The organism is Methylophaga muralis (assembly GCF_001720165.1).
Taxonomy (GTDB): Bacteria; Pseudomonadota; Gammaproteobacteria; order Nitrosococcales; family Methylophagaceae; genus Methylophaga; species Methylophaga muralis.
Window position 1 is genome coordinate 1 of record NZ_MCRI01000029.1, and the last position, 20,089, is coordinate 20,089.

Annotated in this window: 18 protein-coding genes; all 18 read left to right on the forward strand. The window is 44.1% G+C overall.

Annotated features, from left to right (window positions below):
* Positions 1 to 51: 51 nt before the first annotated feature.
* The 18 genes from A9E74_RS10640 (at position 52) to fliI (ending at position 20,064) form a co-directional block, all read left to right on the forward strand.
* Entirely contained in the window at positions 52 to 873 is an 822-nt protein-coding gene (locus tag A9E74_RS10640; protein WP_176718925.1) for an FkbM family methyltransferase, read from the forward strand.
* Positions 874 to 907: 34 nt separating this feature from the next.
* A complete protein-coding gene (locus A9E74_RS10645; RefSeq protein WP_069296604.1) occupies positions 908 to 1,702 on the forward strand; it encodes a cephalosporin hydroxylase family protein in 795 nt (264 codons plus the stop codon).
* Between the two features lie 39 nt (positions 1,703 to 1,741).
* Entirely contained in the window at positions 1,742 to 5,917 is a 4,176-nt protein-coding gene (locus A9E74_RS10650) for a glycosyltransferase (RefSeq protein WP_069296605.1), read from the forward strand.
* 161 nt (positions 5,918 to 6,078) lie between these two features.
* A complete protein-coding gene (locus tag A9E74_RS15010; RefSeq protein WP_342670180.1) occupies positions 6,079 to 6,207 on the forward strand; it encodes a flagellin N-terminal helical domain-containing protein in 129 nt (42 codons plus the stop codon).
* 19 nt (positions 6,208 to 6,226) lie between these two features.
* A complete protein-coding gene (locus tag A9E74_RS10655; protein WP_342670181.1) occupies positions 6,227 to 6,916 on the forward strand; it encodes a flagellin in 690 nt (229 codons plus the stop codon).
* A 186-nt stretch (positions 6,917 to 7,102) separates the two neighbouring features.
* Positions 7,103 to 7,936, forward strand: coding sequence for a flagellin N-terminal helical domain-containing protein (locus tag A9E74_RS10660; RefSeq protein WP_014707545.1), 834 nt, complete (start codon positions 7,103 to 7,105; stop codon positions 7,934 to 7,936).
* 67 nt (positions 7,937 to 8,003) lie between these two features.
* A complete protein-coding gene (locus tag A9E74_RS10665; protein WP_069296606.1) occupies positions 8,004 to 8,405 on the forward strand; it encodes a flagellar protein FlaG in 402 nt (133 codons plus the stop codon).
* 47 nt (positions 8,406 to 8,452) lie between these two features.
* Positions 8,453 to 9,817 carry a flagellar filament capping protein FliD gene (gene fliD / locus A9E74_RS10670; RefSeq protein WP_069296607.1) on the forward strand — a complete coding sequence of 455 codons (1,365 nt, stop codon included), beginning with the start codon at positions 8,453 to 8,455 and terminating at the stop codon, positions 9,815 to 9,817.
* A gap of 30 nt (positions 9,818 to 9,847) precedes the next feature.
* Entirely contained in the window at positions 9,848 to 10,237 is a 390-nt protein-coding gene (gene fliS, locus A9E74_RS10675) for a flagellar export chaperone FliS (RefSeq protein WP_084003048.1), read from the forward strand.
* A gap of 6 nt (positions 10,238 to 10,243) precedes the next feature.
* Positions 10,244 to 10,561: a flagellar protein FliT gene (locus tag A9E74_RS10680; RefSeq protein ID WP_069296609.1), complete on the forward strand. Its 318-nt coding sequence runs from the start codon at positions 10,244 to 10,246 to the stop codon at positions 10,559 to 10,561.
* Between the two features lie 139 nt (positions 10,562 to 10,700).
* Positions 10,701 to 12,188 carry a sigma-54 dependent transcriptional regulator gene (locus tag A9E74_RS10685; protein WP_069296610.1) on the forward strand — a complete coding sequence of 496 codons (1,488 nt, stop codon included), beginning with the start codon at positions 10,701 to 10,703 and terminating at the stop codon, positions 12,186 to 12,188.
* A 129-nt stretch (positions 12,189 to 12,317) separates the two neighbouring features.
* Positions 12,318 to 13,496 (forward strand): sensor histidine kinase, encoded by a 1,179-nt coding sequence (locus A9E74_RS10690; protein ID WP_069296611.1) that lies wholly within the window; start codon positions 12,318 to 12,320, stop codon positions 13,494 to 13,496.
* Positions 13,493 to 14,878: a sigma-54-dependent transcriptional regulator gene (locus tag A9E74_RS10695; protein WP_069296612.1), complete on the forward strand. Its 1,386-nt coding sequence runs from the start codon at positions 13,493 to 13,495 to the stop codon at positions 14,876 to 14,878. Before A9E74_RS10690 ends, A9E74_RS10695 begins: the two co-directional genes overlap by 4 nt.
* 44 nt (positions 14,879 to 14,922) lie before the next feature.
* A complete protein-coding gene (gene fliE, locus A9E74_RS10700; RefSeq protein WP_069296613.1) occupies positions 14,923 to 15,255 on the forward strand; it encodes a flagellar hook-basal body complex protein FliE in 333 nt (110 codons plus the stop codon).
* 29 nt (positions 15,256 to 15,284) lie between these two features.
* Positions 15,285 to 16,973, forward strand: a complete 1,689-nt coding sequence (gene fliF, locus A9E74_RS10705; protein ID WP_069296614.1) for a flagellar basal-body MS-ring/collar protein FliF — start codon at positions 15,285 to 15,287, stop codon at positions 16,971 to 16,973.
* Positions 16,973 to 17,986 (forward strand): flagellar motor switch protein FliG, encoded by a 1,014-nt coding sequence (gene fliG, locus A9E74_RS10710; RefSeq protein ID WP_069296615.1) that lies wholly within the window; start codon positions 16,973 to 16,975, stop codon positions 17,984 to 17,986. Before fliF ends, fliG begins: the two co-directional genes overlap by 1 nt.
* A complete protein-coding gene (locus A9E74_RS10715; RefSeq protein ID WP_069296616.1) occupies positions 17,973 to 18,659 on the forward strand; it encodes a flagellar assembly protein FliH in 687 nt (228 codons plus the stop codon). The genes fliG and A9E74_RS10715 overlap by 14 nt, the downstream gene beginning before the upstream one ends.
* Complete coding sequence (gene fliI, locus A9E74_RS10720; RefSeq protein WP_069296617.1) at positions 18,646 to 20,064, forward strand: flagellar protein export ATPase FliI; 1,419 nt, start codon at positions 18,646 to 18,648, stop codon at positions 20,062 to 20,064. Before A9E74_RS10715 ends, fliI begins: the two co-directional genes overlap by 14 nt.
* Positions 20,065 to 20,089 lie beyond the last annotated feature (25 nt).

Here is a 20,089-nt window from a genome sequence, read left to right on the forward strand (position 1 = left end):
AAGTGGAAATAGAAAAAAGTCTCCGCTATGCTTATCGCAGCAAGACATGTAGTGAAACAGGTCACTGATGAAATGAGCGGTTATGATTTTCCTATCATGTCTTTTGACGGTTATTTTGTGGTAAAAAATTACGCAAGATTAGTGAGTGTTAGAGATAATTTTTTCCAGGATGAAAAGTCGCTAGAAACATTTAATGCATTACTTATTGCCATGTTGACTGGCTCGGTTGATAGTTGCCTGAACGTGATGGAAAAAGACATGTATTTTGGTTTGCCGGAGTTTTCTGGCAACTTCGATGAAATATTTGTCGATGCGGGTGCTTTTGTTGGCGATAGTGTTGAAAGGTTTATTTGGGAAAATTTAGGTACCTTCCGTCATCTTTATGCGTTTGAACCAGGCTATAAACAGTTTTTAGCAATGACAAAAAGAATGGAAAGGTTAACCCAGGAATGGGCCATTGATGAAAGCAAGGTTTCATTAGTAAAAGCCGGTCTCTCCTCTGAACAAGGACGTATGAATTGTACTTTTGTAAATGATGATCCGCTTCGCCATGGGTTAGCCGAAGCTACAGCTGAGGCTACAGAAATTGATGAGCGTATTAGCTCAGAAGTATGGACCTTAGATACTTATCTTGCAGGCAAACCCATTACATTTTTAAAAGCGGATGTTGAAGGCATGGAAATGCCTCTCCTTAAGGGCGCTGAAGAAACGATCAAGAAATATAAACCCAAAATGGCATTGTGCGTCTATCACTATCCGAGCGATCTTTATGAGATTGCCGAGTATGTCAGGCAGCTAGTTCCCGAGTATAAATTCCGTTTACGTCAGCATGCTCCTCTCTTTGGGGATTTTGTTTTGTACTGTCACGTATAGACCGATAGCGATCGTAATTAAAGGTTAAAAAAGTATGGAAAAGACACCCTTAGAACAATTCAAACAAGATATCACTGATCGTGTCAGTCAATATCCTCAAAACCAGCCATTACAGTCTGCTTCTCAAGAATTCTTTAATCAGATTGGTATTGGAAAGGCAGATTACGTTTATAACTTTACCTGGCTAGGTGTGCCGATAATCCAGATACCACAGGATTTGTATGCTTTGCAGGAAATGATATGGAAAGCCAAGCCCGATTTGATTATTGAGGCTGGTATCGCTTGGGGCGGAACCTTAATTCACAGTGCATCAATGCTCGCGATTTTGGAAGCGTGTGATGAAATTGATAAAGGGCATGTGCTGGGAATAGATGTTGAAATCAGGCCACACAATAAAGCCGCTTTGGCCAATCATCCATTAAGTAAAAAAATTACCATGCTGGAAGGCTCCAGTATTGATGACAGCATTATTTCACAAGTAAAAGAATTTGCTAAAGGTTACAAAAGAATCATGGTTTGTCTGGATAGTAATCACACACATGAGCACGTCTTAGCAGAGCTTGAAGCTTACGCACCCTTGGTGAGTCAAGGCAGCTATTGCATGGTTGGCGATACAGTAATTGAAGATGCCCCTGACGATATGACCTCTAAACGTCCTTGGGGTAAGGGAAACAATCCTAAAACTGCTGTTTGGGCATATTTGGCAAAACTCGAAAACGAATCTGTGAATGCAGCTGACGGCTCCAGACTGCTTTTTGAAATGGACAAAGAATTGGAAAATAAGCTGGTATTGACCGGATCACCCGATGGCTATTTGTTGAGAAAGTAAATTTTTTTAGCCCAATATCAGACCAGCTCAGGAAAAACAATGACAACAATAAAGCAGGACGGAATCTTAACCATCGGCATCACCAGTTATAACTACGGTCATTTTATCGGTGAGGCGCTTGAGTCGGTTATCAATCAAACTTCTCCTCATTGGAAGTTAATGATCTACGATAATGGTTCAACCGACAATACGTTTGAGGTAATCGAACCTTATCTTGAAGATCCTCGAGTGTCATTGTTTGTCCACGAGAAAAATATTGGTGGCACAGCAAATAGCATTTATGCGATTCGGCAAGCTGATAGCCAATATTTTTCATTTCTACAGGCCGATGATTTTATTGAACATACCTTTGTTGAGGATGCGCTTGATCAATTTAAGCATCATCCTGAGAGTCCTTTTGTTTTTTTCAACTGGCAGCAATACATAGAGCAAACGAAAACGCGATACGATCACAATCGTTTTCCGTTTTCCCCGGATCGTTCCGGCCCTCTTTTTATTGGTCCTTTTCTGACCATATTCAACTTTGTTCCCTTGCATATGGCGGCATTTAGAACTGAATGCTTGCAATATGGATATGAGGCTTTAGTGGCGTCACCATTAAAGCAAGTAGGTGAGCAATTTGTCTTGAAGATACTAGAAGATAAATACGGTATTGGCTGTTATACCGGAACAATGGGGGGAGTATGGCGCCGTCATGACGCTCAAATGACGGCATTGCACGTGCAAAACAATGTCGCTTTTTTGGAAGAGCCTGCTGAACGTCACTGGTATATCAAAAAAACACCGAACCCGAATCATATTAAAGTGTTTATGGCACTTGCAACCTCCATGTTCAAACTTTCTCCAGGAAGTTTATTGACCACAGCGGATTGGCTGACCCATACAGAAGGTCAACGTTATGCTGAGAGTTTTGGTGTACCCATTGAAGAAAAAAGAGACAACATAAAACGAGTGGTGCTCGTTGTTGTTCTCAAAGTCGCCACATATGCTCAGTTGACTCTTTATCAGGAAGACGATTTGATCAACTGGATAAAGTCGTTAGGCTATGAGTTCACTGAAGACGCGTTGAAAGAGTTATTGTTTGACATTATATCCATGGAAGGTGAGGTACTGCTCAACCCTACTGAAGTTGAGCAAATTTGTCAGTTTTGTTTTAAAAATATTAAGCCACAGCATATCAATCCTCAAGCGGAAAAAATCCGTGACCTGATATACAGTCAACTTTTTTCAGTACAGAATCAAACGGGACTACCATTACTTTCTATTGCACGGTCAATGTTAGACAAGAAGAGAAATATTCTCTCTTCTGCTGAAGATAGAGAACTGTTTTTAATCACTGTTTGTAAAGCTGCCTTCGATGCAATAGTTCAGCGTTATAAACATCCAATCAGTCCTGATGATGCAGTTGAGCTCCATGATTTGATGAAAGCCCTGCTTGATCACAAACGAATTATTGAGCAAAAACCACTTGCACTTCAACTGCGATCAGAAATTTATGAGTGGCAGCTAAATATTGATTATCAACGTTGGATAAAAAATCACGCCTTATTAGAAATTGATGCTCAGCTTCATGCAGAAAGAATGATGAGTTGGTCAGTTCAGCCAATATTCCATTTGTATATGTTTATGTTTGAAGGTGAGGAAAGTCTTTTAGCAAATACCATTGATTCGCTAGCAAGACAGTTCTATCACAATTGGAAATTAACGGTTATTGCTGATGGACCGGCACCAGATGTCATGTTTGATGAGTTGGATGTATTGGAGTGGATGAGCTTACCTGCCGAGCAAGACCCATACATTTTTCTGAATCATTTGATAATGATGCAGCCTGATGGTTGGGCTATGTTTGTTCCTGCTGGTGTGCAGTTTGAAGCTCATACATTTTTGAGTATGGGAGACTATATTGATCAATATCCACAGCAAAAATTATTTTACAGCGATGATGATTTAATTTCCGCTAATGGAACAAGACACTCTCCACGGTTTAAGCCAGACTTTAATCTCGATATGTTAAGAAGCACAGATTATGCAGGTTTAGCGCTGTGTGAAACTAACCTTTTCAGAAGTTTAGGCGGATTTGACATGCTTCCTGCGCATGAAAATTATGGCCTGATATTTAAAGCTTTTGAATTGTTGGGTTCATCTGCAATAGGTCATATTAGTGATGTATTGATTCACCTTCCTGAAACAATTCAAAGACAAATGAATCAACCCACAATGCAGATGGCTGTAGAGCAACATTTACAGCGTTTGGGTATAAATGCTTACCTCGAACCGGGGCTGGCGCAAAACAGCGTTAGAGTGGAGTACAAATGGCCTCTATCTCCTCTAGTAACTATCATTATTCCAACAAAAGATAAGATTGAGTATCTGCGTCCATGCGTTGATTCTCTTTTTCTGAAAACGAACTATCTAAACTTTGAGCTGATTATTGTCGATAATCAAAGTGAAGATCCAGATATTTTGGAATACATTAACGCACTGCAAGCTCTCCACGGTGAGCGGGTTAGACGGTTGGAATATCCCTACCCATTTAACTATGCGGCCATTAGCAACTTAGCTGCAAAAGAGGCAAAGGGCGATTATTTACTATTCTTAAATAATGATACGGAAGTTTTGCATGCCGAATGGTTAGATAGAATGGTCAGGCACGCACAACGGCCGGAGGTTGGCATTGTCGGAGCACGCTTAGTCTATCCCGAGTCGGGATTAGTGCAGCATGCAGGTGTTGTCTTGGGCATGGATAGTGTTGCGGATCATCTTTTCTTGGGTGTACGGGATATTCACGAATCAGGTTATATGGATCGTGCACATTTAGACCAAAACTTTTCTGCAGTAACAGCAGCATGTTTGATGATTCGAAAATCTATTTATGATGATGTCGGCGGGATGGACGAGAAAAATCTGGCCATTTCCTATAATGATATTGATTTATGTTTAGAGGTTCGGGAAAAAGGATATTTGGTGACCTGGACTCCATATACCGTCCTAGTGCATCACGGAAGCATCAGCCAAATCAGTGAGTTTTCTTCAAGAGCCGACGAAAATTCCCGAAGATTTATGGGTGAAAAGGCATTTATGCTGAAAAAGTGGCTTCCTCAGATAGCAAATGATCCTGCCTATAACCGTAATTTGACTCTGACATCCAGAGAAATCCAAGTTGAAGCCCTAATGCCGACCAACTGGGATACCAATTTTCATGACAGAAATAGGGTGCTTGGTTTGCCATTAGCTGGTGGAAGTGGAGATTACCGAGTGATTCAACCGTTTAGTGCTCTTAGTCATGCAGCATTGGCACAATGTGAATATTATCGATTTAACCATAATTTTACCAAACCAATTATGATCTCGGAATATGCTCGCATTGCACCAGAGACAGTGCTGTTTCATGCAGCGTTAAATGATCTCCAATTAAAGCAATTAGATCAGCTTAAAGAGTTTTTACCCGATGTCTTCCGGATTTATAGTATTGATGATCTACTTACCAATGTGCCGGAGCAGAGTTCGGCCTACAAAGAAATAAAGCGTCATTTTGCTGACGCCAAATCTAGAATGCGTCGAGCATTACAATCTTCTGATCGTTTAATTGTCTCCACACAACCGCTAGCAGACCTTTGCGTTGGAATGATTGATGATATAAAGGTCATTCCCAATCGGTTACCAAAAGAACCATGGCTATCACTTAGATCACTATCTAACCAAAGCATCAAGCCACGTGTGGGTTGGGCTGGCGCGCAGCAGCATCAAGGTGATCTTGCGATTATGTTTGAGGTGGTAAAGGCCACTGCAGATGAAGTGGACTGGATATTTATGGGTATGTGTCCAGAAAATATTAAGCCTTATGTCCATGAGTATCATCATTTTGTACCAATTGCCGATTACCCTGCAAAGCTTGCTAGCTTGAATCTGGATCTGGCGGTGGCGCCACTGGAAATACATCCATTTAATGAATCGAAAAGTAATCTTCGCTTGCTGGAGTATGGAGTTTTAGGTTGGCCAGTCATCTGTACCGATATTTATCCGTATCGAACCAATAATCCGCCCGTTATTTATGTGCAAAATCAAGTAGATGAATGGGTGGCGGCAATCCGGCAAATATTGGCCGATAAAGCGGCATTAACCGATGCCGGTTCAGCGTTAAAGGCTTGGGTTCTCCAGCATTACATGCTTGAAGATCACTTGGATGAATGGCTTGAGGCTTTGACAAGAAATTAATAACATTTCTATGGGGCCTGTTTGGCCCTTTATTTTTCGAGGTTTACGCTTACCACATTGAAAAAATAAAGATTATTGGCACGAACACTGCTTAGTTGAATTCATACCTGTTCGGAACGCCGGCAGGTTCTGAATAGAATCGCTCAATTAGGGAGAGTGTTATGGCACTAATCGTCAATAGTAATCTGGCATCTTTGAATGCTCAGCGTAATCTGAGTAACTCACAGAATGATCTGAATACGTCTTTACAACGGTTATCATCCGGCTTGCGCGTCAATAGCGCTAAATGATGATGCTGCCGGTTTGTTTGTGGCCCAACAACTTACTCGGGATATTCGAGGAACCAATCAGGCTGTTCGAAATGCAGCTGATGGGATCTCACTTGGGCAAACGGCTGAGGGTGCGTTAGGCCAGGTAGCCAATAACCTGCAGCGAATTCGTGAAATTGCTATACAGGCAGCAAACGCAACTGTTGGCGATCGCAGTGGTTTACAAAAAGAAGTTGATCAGCTGACCCAGGAAATCTCGCGTATTGTTCAAACTACAGAGTTCAGTGGTACTAAGTTGCTAAGTGGTTCGACTTCGCTAGTTTTCCAAGTGGGGGCAAGCGGTTCGTCAAATAATCAGGTAGTATTGGATACCGTCAATATTACAGGTATTGGCGGCTATGCTCTGGATTTAACGGCAACAGGCACCATTAATGTCAGTGATCCTTCAAACGCTTCTGCTGCGCTATCAGGATTGTCGACGGACATCGATACGATTAACCAAACGAGAGCAACATACGGTGCTTTGCAGAATCGATTTGAAGCCGTTATATCGAATTTGCAAAATTATGCAGAGAATTTGACAGCGGCACGCAGCCGGATTGAAGATGCAGACTTTGCCGCTGAAACGGCAAGATTAACTCGTGCGCAGATCTTGCAACAGGCCGGAACATCAATATTGGCTCAGGCAAACAGTTTGCCACAGAGTGCTTTAACGCTATTGCAGGGCTAGTAATGCCAATTTCAAATTATTTGGAAAGACGAATAATTGCCGCTTTCTGATTTATTTGAAAAAAAGATTAAAGAAAAATAATCGCAGGTCGCTAAACATTTCGGAGGCGGTAAATACTGGGTTTTCCACAGTCTGTCCGCCATGTTTAGTGGGGCAAAATGCCCTTAAAAGCCTAGGAGAATTCTCATGGCGGTTATTGTTAACTCGAATCTGGCATCTTTAAATGCACAGCGTAATCTTGAATCATCACAAAGCAGTCTGAATCAATCACTGCAACGTTTATCATCTGGTCTGCGTATTAATAGCGCAAAAGATGATGCGGCAGGTCTATTCATCGCTGAACAGCTGACTCGTGATATCCGTGGTACAAATCAAGCCGTTCGTAATGCATCGGATGGTATCTCTCTCGGACAAACCGCTGAGGGTGCATTAGGCGAAATTGGTAACAACTTACAACGTATCCGTGAACTAGCGGTACAATCAGCTAACGCCACGACTGGTAACCGTACTGGTATTCAGGCTGAGGTTAACCAGTTAACTCAAGAAATTTCACGTATCATTCAGACAACTGAGTTTGCTGGTAATGGTCTGTTGAGTGCGGCAACTTCATTGACATTTCAGGTCGGTGCGAGTGGTGCGGCAACAAATCAATTATCTGTGTCAACTGTAAGCATGACTGCTATTGCTGGCTACTCTGCTGATTTGGCGGCTACAGGCACAATTGACGTAAGTACTGCAGGTGCTGCTTCTGGTGCGTTGTCTGCTTTGAGTACAGCGTTAGATACGGTTAACCAATCACGTGCGACATATGGTGCTCTACAAAATCGTTTTGAAGCGGTTATCTCAAATCTGCAAAACTATGCAGAAAACTTGACTGCTGCACGAAGCCGTATCCAAGATGCTGACTTTGCTGCTGAAACAGCTAACCTGACTCGTTCGCAAATTTTGCAACAGGCTGGTGTTTCAATCCTGGCGCAGGCTAATACCTTGCCTCAGACAGCACTTTCATTACTCGGATAAGTTACCGGGAGGCCTTCCCGGCAGATAGCCGGGAAGCGCTTACCCGATATTCTTGGAGGATGAAGGAATGACCACAAACGATTTCACAATTAAAACTGATTCGGTGTCATTATCAACTTCTAGCAGTATTCAGCAGGGCAGTAATGTTCCTGCTGAAGTTGTTTCAGGGGTTGCCACTGCACAACGAATCAATGACATTGCTCAACCCAACGCGCTTGCCAAGCAATTGGAAGCAACCGATGAGCAATTAGCGGCTATTCAAGATCGCGTTGTTGAGCTTAATAGCTACATGCAAAATATGAATCGTTCATTACAATTTTCAGTTGATGACCAAAGCGGTGAGACTGTTATTAAAGTAATTGATTCTGAAACCGATAAACTTATCAGACAGATTCCCGCGGAAGAATTATTAGTAGTTCGCAGCTCTTTAGAAGAGTATCGCGGAATGTTACTGGAAATGAGAGTTTGATTGGCGTGTAATTTGCTTAAAATTACTCACTAATCGGGAGCGTTATCATGGCTACAATACAAGCACCGGGCATTGGTTCTGGTTTAGATGTAAATGACATTGTTAAACAGTTGATGGCACTTGAGCGTCAGCCAATTACTAGCTTAACGACGAAAAAATCATTTGTTAACGCCCAGATAAGCGCTTATGGCTCGCTCAAAAGCAAAGTTGCTGATTTCCAGACAGCGATGAACAATCTCAATTCACCGCAAAAATTCCAGGTTTTCAAAGCAACAAGTGGTAATGACTCGGTTTTAACTACTTCTGTATCCAGTAGTGCCGTTGCCGGTAATTACAACATTGAAGTGGTTAGCCTGGCTGAGCGGGATAAAATTGCCACTAAAGCCTTTACTAATGCCAGTTCGGTGGTTGGTGAGGGCACATTAAATATTAGTGTCGGATCTAATAGTTTCGCATTAACAATCGATAGTAGTAATAACACACTTGCTGGCATCCGTGATGCGATCAACAACGCTACAGATAATACAGGCGTTTCTGCCACGATAGTTACCGGTGATGAAGGTGCTCGATTGGTGCTGTCTTCAAAAGAAACAGGCACTGATAACGCAGTTCGCATTAGTGTGACTGATAGTGACGGCAGCAATACTGACGAGAATGGCTTATCTGCTTTAGCGTATAACCCAGAAGGTGGGGTGGAGTTTCGCCCGGCAATAACCTCTGCACAAAATGCTCTGATTAGGGTGGATGGCTTTGATGTTAGCAGTAACTCAAATACATTTTCCGGAGCACTTGATGGAGTAACAATTAATGCTTCATCTGTTGGAACAACTACCTTAAGTGTTTCTCGCAACGATGAAAAAATTCTTGAATCGGTCCAAGCATTTGCAACAGCATTTAATGCTTTACGCTCTGAGATTAATACCCAGCGCAGTGGCCAACTTGAAGCAGACAGCACTTTATTAACGCTTGAGCGGCAAATATTTGATGTGTTGAACGCCGGTTCGTCTATTGATGGATCTTCTTTTAGTTATCTGATTGAGGCTGGCGTATCAATTAATAAACAAGGTGTCATGGAGGTTGACTCTTCCAGAGTTACAGAAATCATGAACAATGATTTTGATTCCTTTGTAAATTTATTTGCCTCAGAAAATGGTGGTTTTGCCGCGAAGCTTTCTACACTTGCCAATGGGTGGTTGGCTACTGACGGATTGATTGATTCCCGAGAAGATGGTTTGAAGACTCAGGTTAAGGGGATAGATGAGCAGATTTTACGGATGGAAGATCGGATGATTTCCGTAGAGGCCAGAATTCGTGCACAATTCAGTGCATTGGATACGCTGGTTAGCAGTCTTAACAATACATCGAGCTTTTTAACTCAGCAATTGGCTTCATTGAATAACAGTAACAAATAAAACAGAGCTAAACTTAGGATGATGCAAAACATGATCAATAAAAAAGCGCTGGAAGGTTACGGCCGTGGCGCGGTCGCGTCAGAGGTGAATTTTGCCTCACCACATCGTATTATCCAGATGTTGATGGAAGGTGCATTATCAAAAATTGCAACTGCTAAAGGCTGCATTGCTCGTAACGATATTGCAGAAAAAAGTCGTCAGATCACCTGGGGCATGAACATTATTCAGGGACTGCGGACCAGTCTTGATGCTCAAAAGGGTGGTGAGGTTGCAGCGAATCTGGATTCTTTGTATGAATATATGGGGCGTCGTTTACTAGAAGCCAATGTGACTAATGATGTTGCCATTCTGGATGAAGTCAGTAGCTTACTGATGGAAGTGAAAGCCGGTTGGGACAACATTCCAGCTGAGTATCACTGAGCAACAATGATAACTCCACAAGAAAAACTACAAACCCTGCAACAAGCATCAGAGCTCACCCAAAGTATGCTGGACCTGGCTAAACAGCAAAAATGGGAAGACCTTCAAGCTATTGAAAAAAAGAGACAGTTCTTGTTGCAAACCGTCTTTCCCGTGGCCGATGATTCTTCAGAGATTGAAGGATTTACAACTGAGCTGCAGACACTTATCGATATTAATAATCAACTTATTGCGCATTGCCAACAAGGGAAAGATTCCCTACAACTACAAATGCGTGATGCCAAGTTTACCCAAAAAGCCGTAACTGCTTATCAATCCAATTAGTTAGCGCGCTTGATTCTTTAAAAGTTCCCAAACAGGGTGTCATTTTTTTGACAACCAACTTCAAAGTGCTTAACTTGATTTAACAAATCCTTACAGTAATACCGGTGGGCTCGGAGCAGCCTTGCCTTCAGGAGCAGTTATGAACGTGTGTAATATCTTGGTGATAGATAGTGACCCACAACGCCGAGAAACACTTTCCACGCTTATCTCGTTTGTGAATTGCCACGTCGTGGTGGTGGAAAACATGGAAAGTTGGTTTGAAAGCATTGATGATTTAAATGATATCGCGATGGCTTTAGTCGGAGATTGCGGTGGCGCCAGTCAGACCAAACAATTACTTCGAGAACTGGTCAATCATGAGGCCAGAGTTCCAGTTTTTACGCTCAATTACCCTCAAAACCCCATTAGCGATTTTCCCGGAACGATCGGTGCTTTAAGCTATCCAGTCAAATACCCTCAGTTAAACAATGCGTTACAGCAAGCTTCGGTTTATAAAAATCAGGCTGAAAACACAATGGAAACGGAACCGCTGTTTCGTTCGCTGGTGGGCAACAGCTTAAAAATGAAACGGGTTCAGAAAATGATTCAGCAGGTGTCAGATTCTGAAGCGAATGTATTGATTTTGGGAGAGTCAGGAACCGGCAAAGAGGTTGTTGCCCGTAATCTGCATTATTTTTCTTCTCGACGTGAAAAACCTTTCGTGCCAGTTAACTGTGGCGCTATCCCCGGCGAACTACTTGAAAGTGAATTATTCGGACATGAAAAAGGTGCTTTCACCGGTGCGATAACAGCACGTAAAGGTCGTTTTGAAATGGCTGAAGGTGGCACACTGTTTTTGGATGAAATTGGTGATATGCCGTTGCCAATGCAGGTTAAATTGCTCAGGGTCTTGCAGGAAAGAACGTTTGAGCGGGTGGGAAGTAATAAAACACAAAAAGCCAATGTTAGAGTTATTGCGGCAACGCATAGAAATCTTGAAACACATATAGAAGATGGCCGCTTTCGAGAAGATTTGTTCTATCGCCTGAATGTTTTTCCTATTGATATGCCAGCCTTACGTGAACGCCCTGAAGATATTCCATTACTGATTCATGAGCTGATACAGCGTATCGAGCACGAAAATCGCGGGGCCGTGCGATTTACTCCGGCAGCTATCGCCTCGTTATGCCGATATAGCTGGCCCGGCAATGTACGCGAACTGGCGAACGTGGTCGAACGTCTGGTGATCTTATTCCCATATGGCACAGTGGATTTTGATGATTTGCCAGAAAAATACCAAATTGAAGGTGAGCCATTGGCAGAGGTTATCACTGCAGCTATTTCTGCTCGGCCTGAAGCAGTTCCCGTGCAAAAGGTAAACTCTAAAACCAGCTTTGCCGATGTTCCTTCTCCTGTAAATGGTTTCAACCATATAGATGAGAGTTTGACGAAACTGAACAGCATTCCAGAAAATGGACTGGATTTGCGAGAACATCTGGCCAATCTTGAATATTTACTTATTAAACAAGCATTGGATGAAGCATCTGGCGTAGTGGCTCATGCTGCCAGTCGATTAAAAATGCGTCGCACCACTTTGGTTGAGAAAATGCGAAAATACGGTATTCAACGCGATATTGAAATCAGTTAACAAAAGCGCCTGAAATTTGACTCGAAAATAAAAATACACAAACTAACCAATTGATTTTAAATAAATAAAAAACAGGGCATACATTTTGCAAATCCACTATTGAAAAACCCTTTAGTGGAGCAAAACTAGATGAACCTGAATTGGCCTGAATCCTCTTCTTCGAGTGAAAGTCCCTTAACGTTAAAACCGATTCGCAGACCTGTTGCGGCGCTGGCTGATAGCCGTCCAGTGTGGACACCTCCTGTTAGTCAGCCAAAAACTTCTGCTTCGGAAAGTCGTATTGCTGATCGTCTTAGTAGTTTGCTGGCGGTTATTCCGGGCGGGGTAGTGGTCATTGATGGGTCGGGGTTGGTTCAGGACTGCAATCAGGTTGCAATTAATCTGTTAGGTGAACCATTAACTGGTCAACGCTGGATTGATGTCATCAAACGTGCTTTTAAGCCACGCGAAGATGATGGACATGATGTATCACTTGCTGATGGACGATTGGTTCATATCTCTACCAGTCCTTTAGATAAAGAACCTGGCCAGATTATCCTGCTCCAGGAAGTCACCGAAACTCGTCAACTGCAACGTAAAGTTGCTCATTTGCAACGGTTATCGGCAATGGGCGAAATGGCAGCACGACTGGCTCATCAAATTCGCACGCCGTTATCTTCAGCCACATTATATTTAGCTCCCCTACTCAAGCCAGAAACCGAACAGGCTACACAGTTAAAATTTGCCCGTCGTTTACACGACAGTCTGAGTCATATGGAACAGCTGGTTAGAAATATGTTGGCATTTTCCCGGGGTGATATGAACAGTACTGCTCCGGTCAGTGTGAGCGGGTTAATCGATGAGTTGGTACAACAATTTATTGCCCAGCCAGAAAGCGAATCGCTAAATGTGCAAGTAATTAATCAGGTTAATGACGGCTATGTCTATGGCTGTCAGCCGGCATTAGTCAGTGCATTAAATAATTTGCTGAATAATGCCCGCCAAGCTTGTGGGGAAGCCGGAAAAATCACGATACATGCTGACTATGCTGAAGAAGATCAACAGCAATTTATTGAAATCAGTATTGAAGATAATGGCGATGGTATTGCTGAAGCGGATTACGAGAAAATCTTGCAGCCATTCTATACCACACGCTCAGCTGGAACCGGTCTTGGTTTGGCGGTTGTGCAATCCGTTGCCCGGGCACATAAAGGCCTGCTATGGCTGGATAGTGAGCAAGGTGTTGGCAGCACATTTTGTCTGCGTCTACCCGTTTATCGTCCGATGAATATGTCTCAGGAATCAATGCAATCAGGAGTGATGTCATGACACAGTCAATGATTATGGTAGTGGAAGATGATGCTAATTTGCGCATTGCCTTATGTGACACACTTGAACTTGCTGGCTACCGGGTCACCGCAACCGACCACGGACAGAAAGCCCTGGATAAATTGGCAAATGAACCAATCAGTTTATTGCTCAGCGATTTGCAAATGCAGCCGATGGATGGGCATACCTTATTGAAAAAAGCTCGTGCCATGTTGCCGTCTTTACCGGTGGTCATGATGACTGCTTATGGTTCCGTGCAAAGTGCTGTAGAAGCGATGCATGAAGGCGCCTGCGATTATTTGATGAAACCATTTGAAGCGGATGATTTGCTACAGCGTGTGCAACGTTATGTGCGTACCTTGCCCGCCAGTGATGATATGGTGGCTGTCGCGAAGTCTTCTGTCGATTTACAGTCATTGGCAAAGCGTGTCGCAGAAACTGATGCAACTGTTTTAATCAATGGAGAAAGTGGTACTGGTAAAGAGGTATTAGCGCGTTTCATCCATCGTCATTCCACTCGCAAAGACGGTCCGTTTGTAGCAATTAACTGTGCTGCCATTCCGGAGTCAATGCTCGAAGCAACCTTATTTGGTTATGAGAAAGGAGCATTTACCGGGGCGGCTCAAGCCTATGCTGGTAAATTTGAACAGGCCAATCAAGGTACCATTCTGCTGGATGAAATTACCGAAATGGATATTTCATTGCAGGCTAAATTGCTTAGAGTATTGCAAGAGCGTGAAGTTGAGCGTCTGGGCGGACGGAAAACGTTATCGCTGGATGTCCGTGTATTGGCCACTACTAACCGCACATTGCGAGAGGAAGTCAAAGCTGGTCGATTCCGTGAAGATTTATTCTATCGTTTAAATGTTTTTCCTTTGCAGTTGTTGCCGTTAAGAGATCGTGCCGAAGATATTGTTCCTTTAGCTCAACAACTACTGGAACGTCATTGTCAGCATAGTGGCAGAGTCGCGCCGCATTTTGATAATGAAGCACAAATTAAATTAGCTCAGCATAGCTGGCGAGGCAATGTCCGTGAATTAGACAATGTGATTCAACGTGCGCTGATTTTGCAGAGTGGATCGCTTATCAAAGCCACTGATCTTGCTTATGAAGCGATGGGTGGCACGCAACAAATCGATGATGGCGTAAAACCGACACCGGTAATTGAAACCATTGAACCTGAGGCGCTGAAAGACAGCAACGATGACTTACGCAGTCATGAACAGCGTCATATTCTCGACATATTGGCGAAACATCGAGGCAGTCGGCGTGAAACAGCAAAAGAATTAGGCATCAGTGAACGTACGTTACGCTACAAAATCTCACGTTTTAGGGAGCAAGGCGTTGCTATTCCCGGAAAGTTTGGCAAGAAGTCTGCATAAGCTATTTCAGTCCGACATAAAAAATACAGAGTGAGAACAAACCGATGATAAAAGCCATTGATCCGAATCAGTTGTTAACCCAAATGCGGGCAATGCAAACGCAGGCTAATCAAGCGATGCCGATGCCAGCACAGCAAAATCTGGCTAGCGGACGGGTTGATTTTGGGGACTTGATGAAAAATGCCGTTGATAAAGTAAATGAAACACAACAAACGACAGGTCAATTAAGAACGGCTTTTGAATTAGGCGATCCGAATGTGAGTTTAGCCGATGTAATGATTGCCTCCCAAAAATCCAGTGTGGCGTTTGATGCGACGATTCAAGTTCGGAATAAGCTAATCGAGGCTTATCAAGAAGTCATGAGAATGTCGATTTAGTGGCGTTGGTTTAACTGAAGAGCTGAAATATGGAAAATGTACCTGCTACAAAAATGAATACTTTTGCTGCCAACACACCATTAGCAGTGATGCAGAATAATATTTCCCGTCAGCCTATCACTAAACAGATCATGTTCTTAGTGGCTATTGCTGCCAGTATTGCCGTGGGTGGCTATGTCTTTATGTGGTCACAAACACCTTCCTATCAGGTGCTGTTTTCAGGGATGGAGGCGCAGGAATCCTCAGAAGTTGCCACTGTATTACAGCAGATGAATATTAATTATAAGTTGGACCCGACTACAGGCGCACTGTTAGTACCAGCCTCGGATGTACAAGGTCTACGTCTGCGTCTGGCAGCCGAGGGGTTACCACGCAGTAGTGCTCAGGGCATGGAAATCCTCAGCCAAGAACAAGGATTTGGCACCAGCCAGTTTATCGAACAGGCACGTTATCAACGCGCCATGGAACAGGAACTGGCTCGCTCAGTATCTGAATTGCAAAATGTCCGTAGTGCCCGTGTCCACTTGGCGATTCCCAAACAATCTGTATTTGTTCGTGAACGTAAACCGCCTACCGCTTCAGTTGTCGTCAATCTATATGCGGGTAGAACATTGGAGCGTGGTCATATTGCGGCAATCACCCATATGGTGGCTGCAAGCATACCTAATATGAAAAGCTCGGATGTCACTGTTGTCGATCAACGTGGTAACTTGCTCAGCCAGCCTGAACGCAGCAGCAGTATGGCGCTAAGTGATACGCAGCTTGAGTTTACTCAAAAGCTTGAACAGCTATACATCAGTCGTATTGAAGATATCTTAACGCCAATCGTTGGTATGAACGGGGTGCGGGCACAAGTAGTTGCCGATGTTGACTTTACTGTCACCGAACAAACACAGGAAAGTTATAACCCGGATCTGGCCGCTTTACGCAGTGAACAATTAGCCGAAGAAGAACGTGTTGGTGGTCTGGGACCAATGGGAGTCCCTGGTGCACTAACCAATCAACCTCCTGGTGGTGGTGTCGCTCCAGAACAAGCTGTGCAAGAAAATGTCGGTGCTGATGGAGAGGTAGTAGCTGAAACGGTCACTCCAGGATCTAGTACGCGCCGTAGTACGCGTAACTTCGAATTAGATCGCACTATCAGTCATAGTCGACTGGCCCCGGGCAGTATTCGTAAGTTGAGTGTTGCGGTACTTGTTGATGAACCGACCACGGCAGATGCTGAGGGTAATGTTGTCACGACACCATTAAGCGATGCACAAATGGCACGTATCAATACCTTGGTTATGGATGCCATCGGTTTCAATATGGCTCGTGGCGATAGTTTAAATGTGGTCAGTGCGCCTTTCGTGACACCGATTGAAGCTGAACCACTGCCTGCTATTCCTTTATGGGAACAGCCTTGGGTTTGGGAAATCGGCAAGCAAGTCTTAGGTGCGCTGGTGGTGTTATTCCTGATATTTGGTTTAATCCGACCGGCCTTCAGAGATTTGAATAAATCGCCTGACAAACAGATAGCGAATCAATCTGGTGATGGCGATGGAATGACTGCAGAACAAGTTTTGGCGGCAAGTAGTAAAAACGGTGAGGATATTGCTAAACTGACGACTGGTTCTGAGCGCGTTGAACAACATTTGACTAATATCCGTAGCTTAGTACAACAGGACCCTGCGCTAGTCGCGCAAGTGGTTAAAAACTGGGCAGCGAGTGATGCATAATGGCCGAACAACCCCGTAAATTAACAGGCACTGAAAAAGCCGCTGTCTTTCTCCGCTCTATCGGTGAGGAAGAGGCCGCTCAAGTGCTCAAACATATGGGCCCCAAAGAAGTTCAGAAAATCGGTCAGGCCATGGCAACGCTCACTAATGTGACGCGGTTTGAAGTTGAGACCGTTTTGGATAATTTTGTCACCACCGTTGAGCAAGAGACCGGTTTGGGCATAGGCTCCCATGATTATGTTCGAAAAATGCTGATAGGGGCTTTGGGTGAAGAGCGTGCCGGAGGTTTACTTGATAGGATTCTTTCTGGTGGCAATACCAATGGTCTTGAACAATTAAAATGGATGGATGCCCGCGCTATCTATGAGGTCATTCGTTTAGAACACCCACAAATCATCGCGATAGTCTGTTCTTTTCTAGATCCTGACCAGGCTGCACAGGTTCTGAGTATGTTTCCTGAACGGGATCAGGCGGCTATTCTGCTTCGAGTTGCAACTTTAGATGGTGTACAACCTGCGGCTCTCAATGAACTCAACGAGATTCTCGAAAAGCAATTTAGCGGTAACGCAGGTGGTCAAACGGCTACCGTTGGTGGCCCTAAAACGGCAGCGGATATTCTCAACTTTGTTGAGGGCAGTCGTGAAGCCGCTATCATGGAAAAAATTAAAGAAGCAGAGCCTGATTTGGGTCAGAATATCGAAGATCTGATGTTTGTCTTTGATAATTTAATTGATGTTGATGATCGCGGTATGCAGACATTAATGCGTGAAATTCAAACCGATCAGTTGCAGCTGGCGCTTAAAGGTGCCGACGAAAATCTTAAAGAGAAATTTCTTAAAAATATGTCTCAACGTGCAGCAGAAATGCTGCGAGATGATCTCGAGGCCATGGGACCAGTGCGTGTCAGCGATGTTGAAGCCGCACAAAAATCCATTTTGGCTACCGCACGGATGCTATCCGATAAAGGTGATATTGCTTTAGGAAGCGCTGGTGGCGGTGATGACTTCATCTGATGATCTATTTACCACTCAGCATTCCAACGTATTATCAGCTGAAGAATTAGCAAATGCCTATGAACGATGGGAAATGCCTCGTGTTGTATCGGTCTCGGATGTTGACGCTGAGAATACGAATCCGTTAACGGTTGAAGCCTTAGAGGCTGTGCAACAAGCCGCTCAGGAAGAAGGCTTTAAACTTGGTTATGATGAAGGCTTTCAACAAGGTCACGAAGCTGGCTTGAAAGCTGGTGAAGCCGACATTCTGCAGCAAGCCCAGCAGTGGAAAGCATTAATAGACCATTTGCACTCCCCCCTTAAAGCAGTGGATACGCTGGTCGAGCAGGATTTGCTCTCCATGCTCAGTGTGCTGGCACGGCAAATGATTTATCAAGAAATTCGCCAACGACCCGAGCTGGTGTTAACCGCCGTTAGGGAAGCATTGGCGGTATTACCGGTCAGTGATCGCCAACTCAAGGTCTATCTGAATCCAGAAGATATGCAACTGGTCAAAAACGGTCTGAAGCTTGACGAAGATACCGGCTGGCAATGGTACGAAGATCCATTACTTAGTCGCGGCGGAGCTAAACTAGTTACCGCAGATACCACTATTGATGCCACGGTTGAAACACGGCTCAATAATTTGATTTCGCGTTTATTGAGTCAAGATAATCAGCATGAATCCAGCTGATACCGATGACCGCTCTATGACTTTGCAACAACGTATGCAGCAGCATCTTGAACGCTTGTCGGCAGATCATGAAACCCCGATCACAGTGGAAGGTCGTTTAACACGGATGGTTGGTCTGACCTTGGAAGCGGTGGGTTTTCAGGCATCGATTGGTAGTCGCTGTGAAATTTATTCCCCTGGTCGCGAACCGGTAGAAGCCGAAGTTGTAGGCTTTCATGATGAAACACTTTATCTGATGCCTACCGGTAATATGCGTGGGTTAGTGCCAAATGCTCGCGTAAGACCTATTCGCAGTGACTCTCAAGTCCCGGTGGGTGAGGCTTTGCTGGGACGAATTGTAGATGGTGCCGGAAAACCACTGGATGGTCGTGGTCCGCTTAAAGTAAAAGATAAAGTCCCGTTACATGGAAAAATCGTTAACCCTCTGTCGCGAGCGCCGGTAAGACAGCATCTTGATGTTGGAGTCCGTGCGATTAATGCGTTGATGACTGTCGGACGCGGCCAGCGGATGGGCTTGTTTGCCGGCAGTGGTGTGGGCAAAAGTGTGTTACTGGGCATGATGACCCGCTTTACTGAAGCAGATGTGATCGTGGTGGGATTAATTGGTGAACGCGGACGAGAAGTTAAAGAATTTATAGAAGAGATCCTTGGCGAAGAGGGTTTGAAACGGGCCGTGGTGGTGGCCTCTCCAGCCGATCATTCGCCTTTGATGCGACTGCATGGCGCCATGTTGGCTACCAGCATTGCTGAATATTTTCGCGATCAAGGTAAACAGGTTTTATTGTTAATGGACTCACTTACACGGTTTGCTCAAGCGCAACGTGAAATTGCATTAGCCGTTGGCGAACCTCCGGCGACCAAAGGCTATCCTCCCTCCGTGTTTTCCTTATTACCGCAATTAGTGGAACGTGCAGGCAATGGTGAAGTTGGTGGCGGGGCAATAACGGCAATTTATACGGTGCTTACCGAAGGTGATGATCAACAGGATCCGATAGCCGATGCGGCTCGTGCGATACTTGATGGGCATATAGTGCTATCCCGACAGTTAGCGGAAGCTGGTCACTATCCGGCGATTGATGTTGAAGCCTCGATTAGCCGAGTTATGCCACAAGTAGTGGATGCTAAACACTTGCAACTTGCACAACAATTCAAACAAATGTATGCCACTTATCGACAGAACCAGGATCTGATTACCATTGGTGCATATCAGGCTGGCAGCGATCGGCATATTGATGAGGCGATAAATCGTTTTCCGGCATTATCAGCGATGTTGAAACAAGGCATGGATGTGGCGCATGATTGGAACAGCAGTGTTCAAGCTCTACAAAAACTGTCATTTGGCCAGATGAGTCAGCCCTCACAATTAACCGGTCAGCTGATGGCGGCGGAGCAGCGTAATTTCTAATACTGATTTAAAGCATCTTACGTGG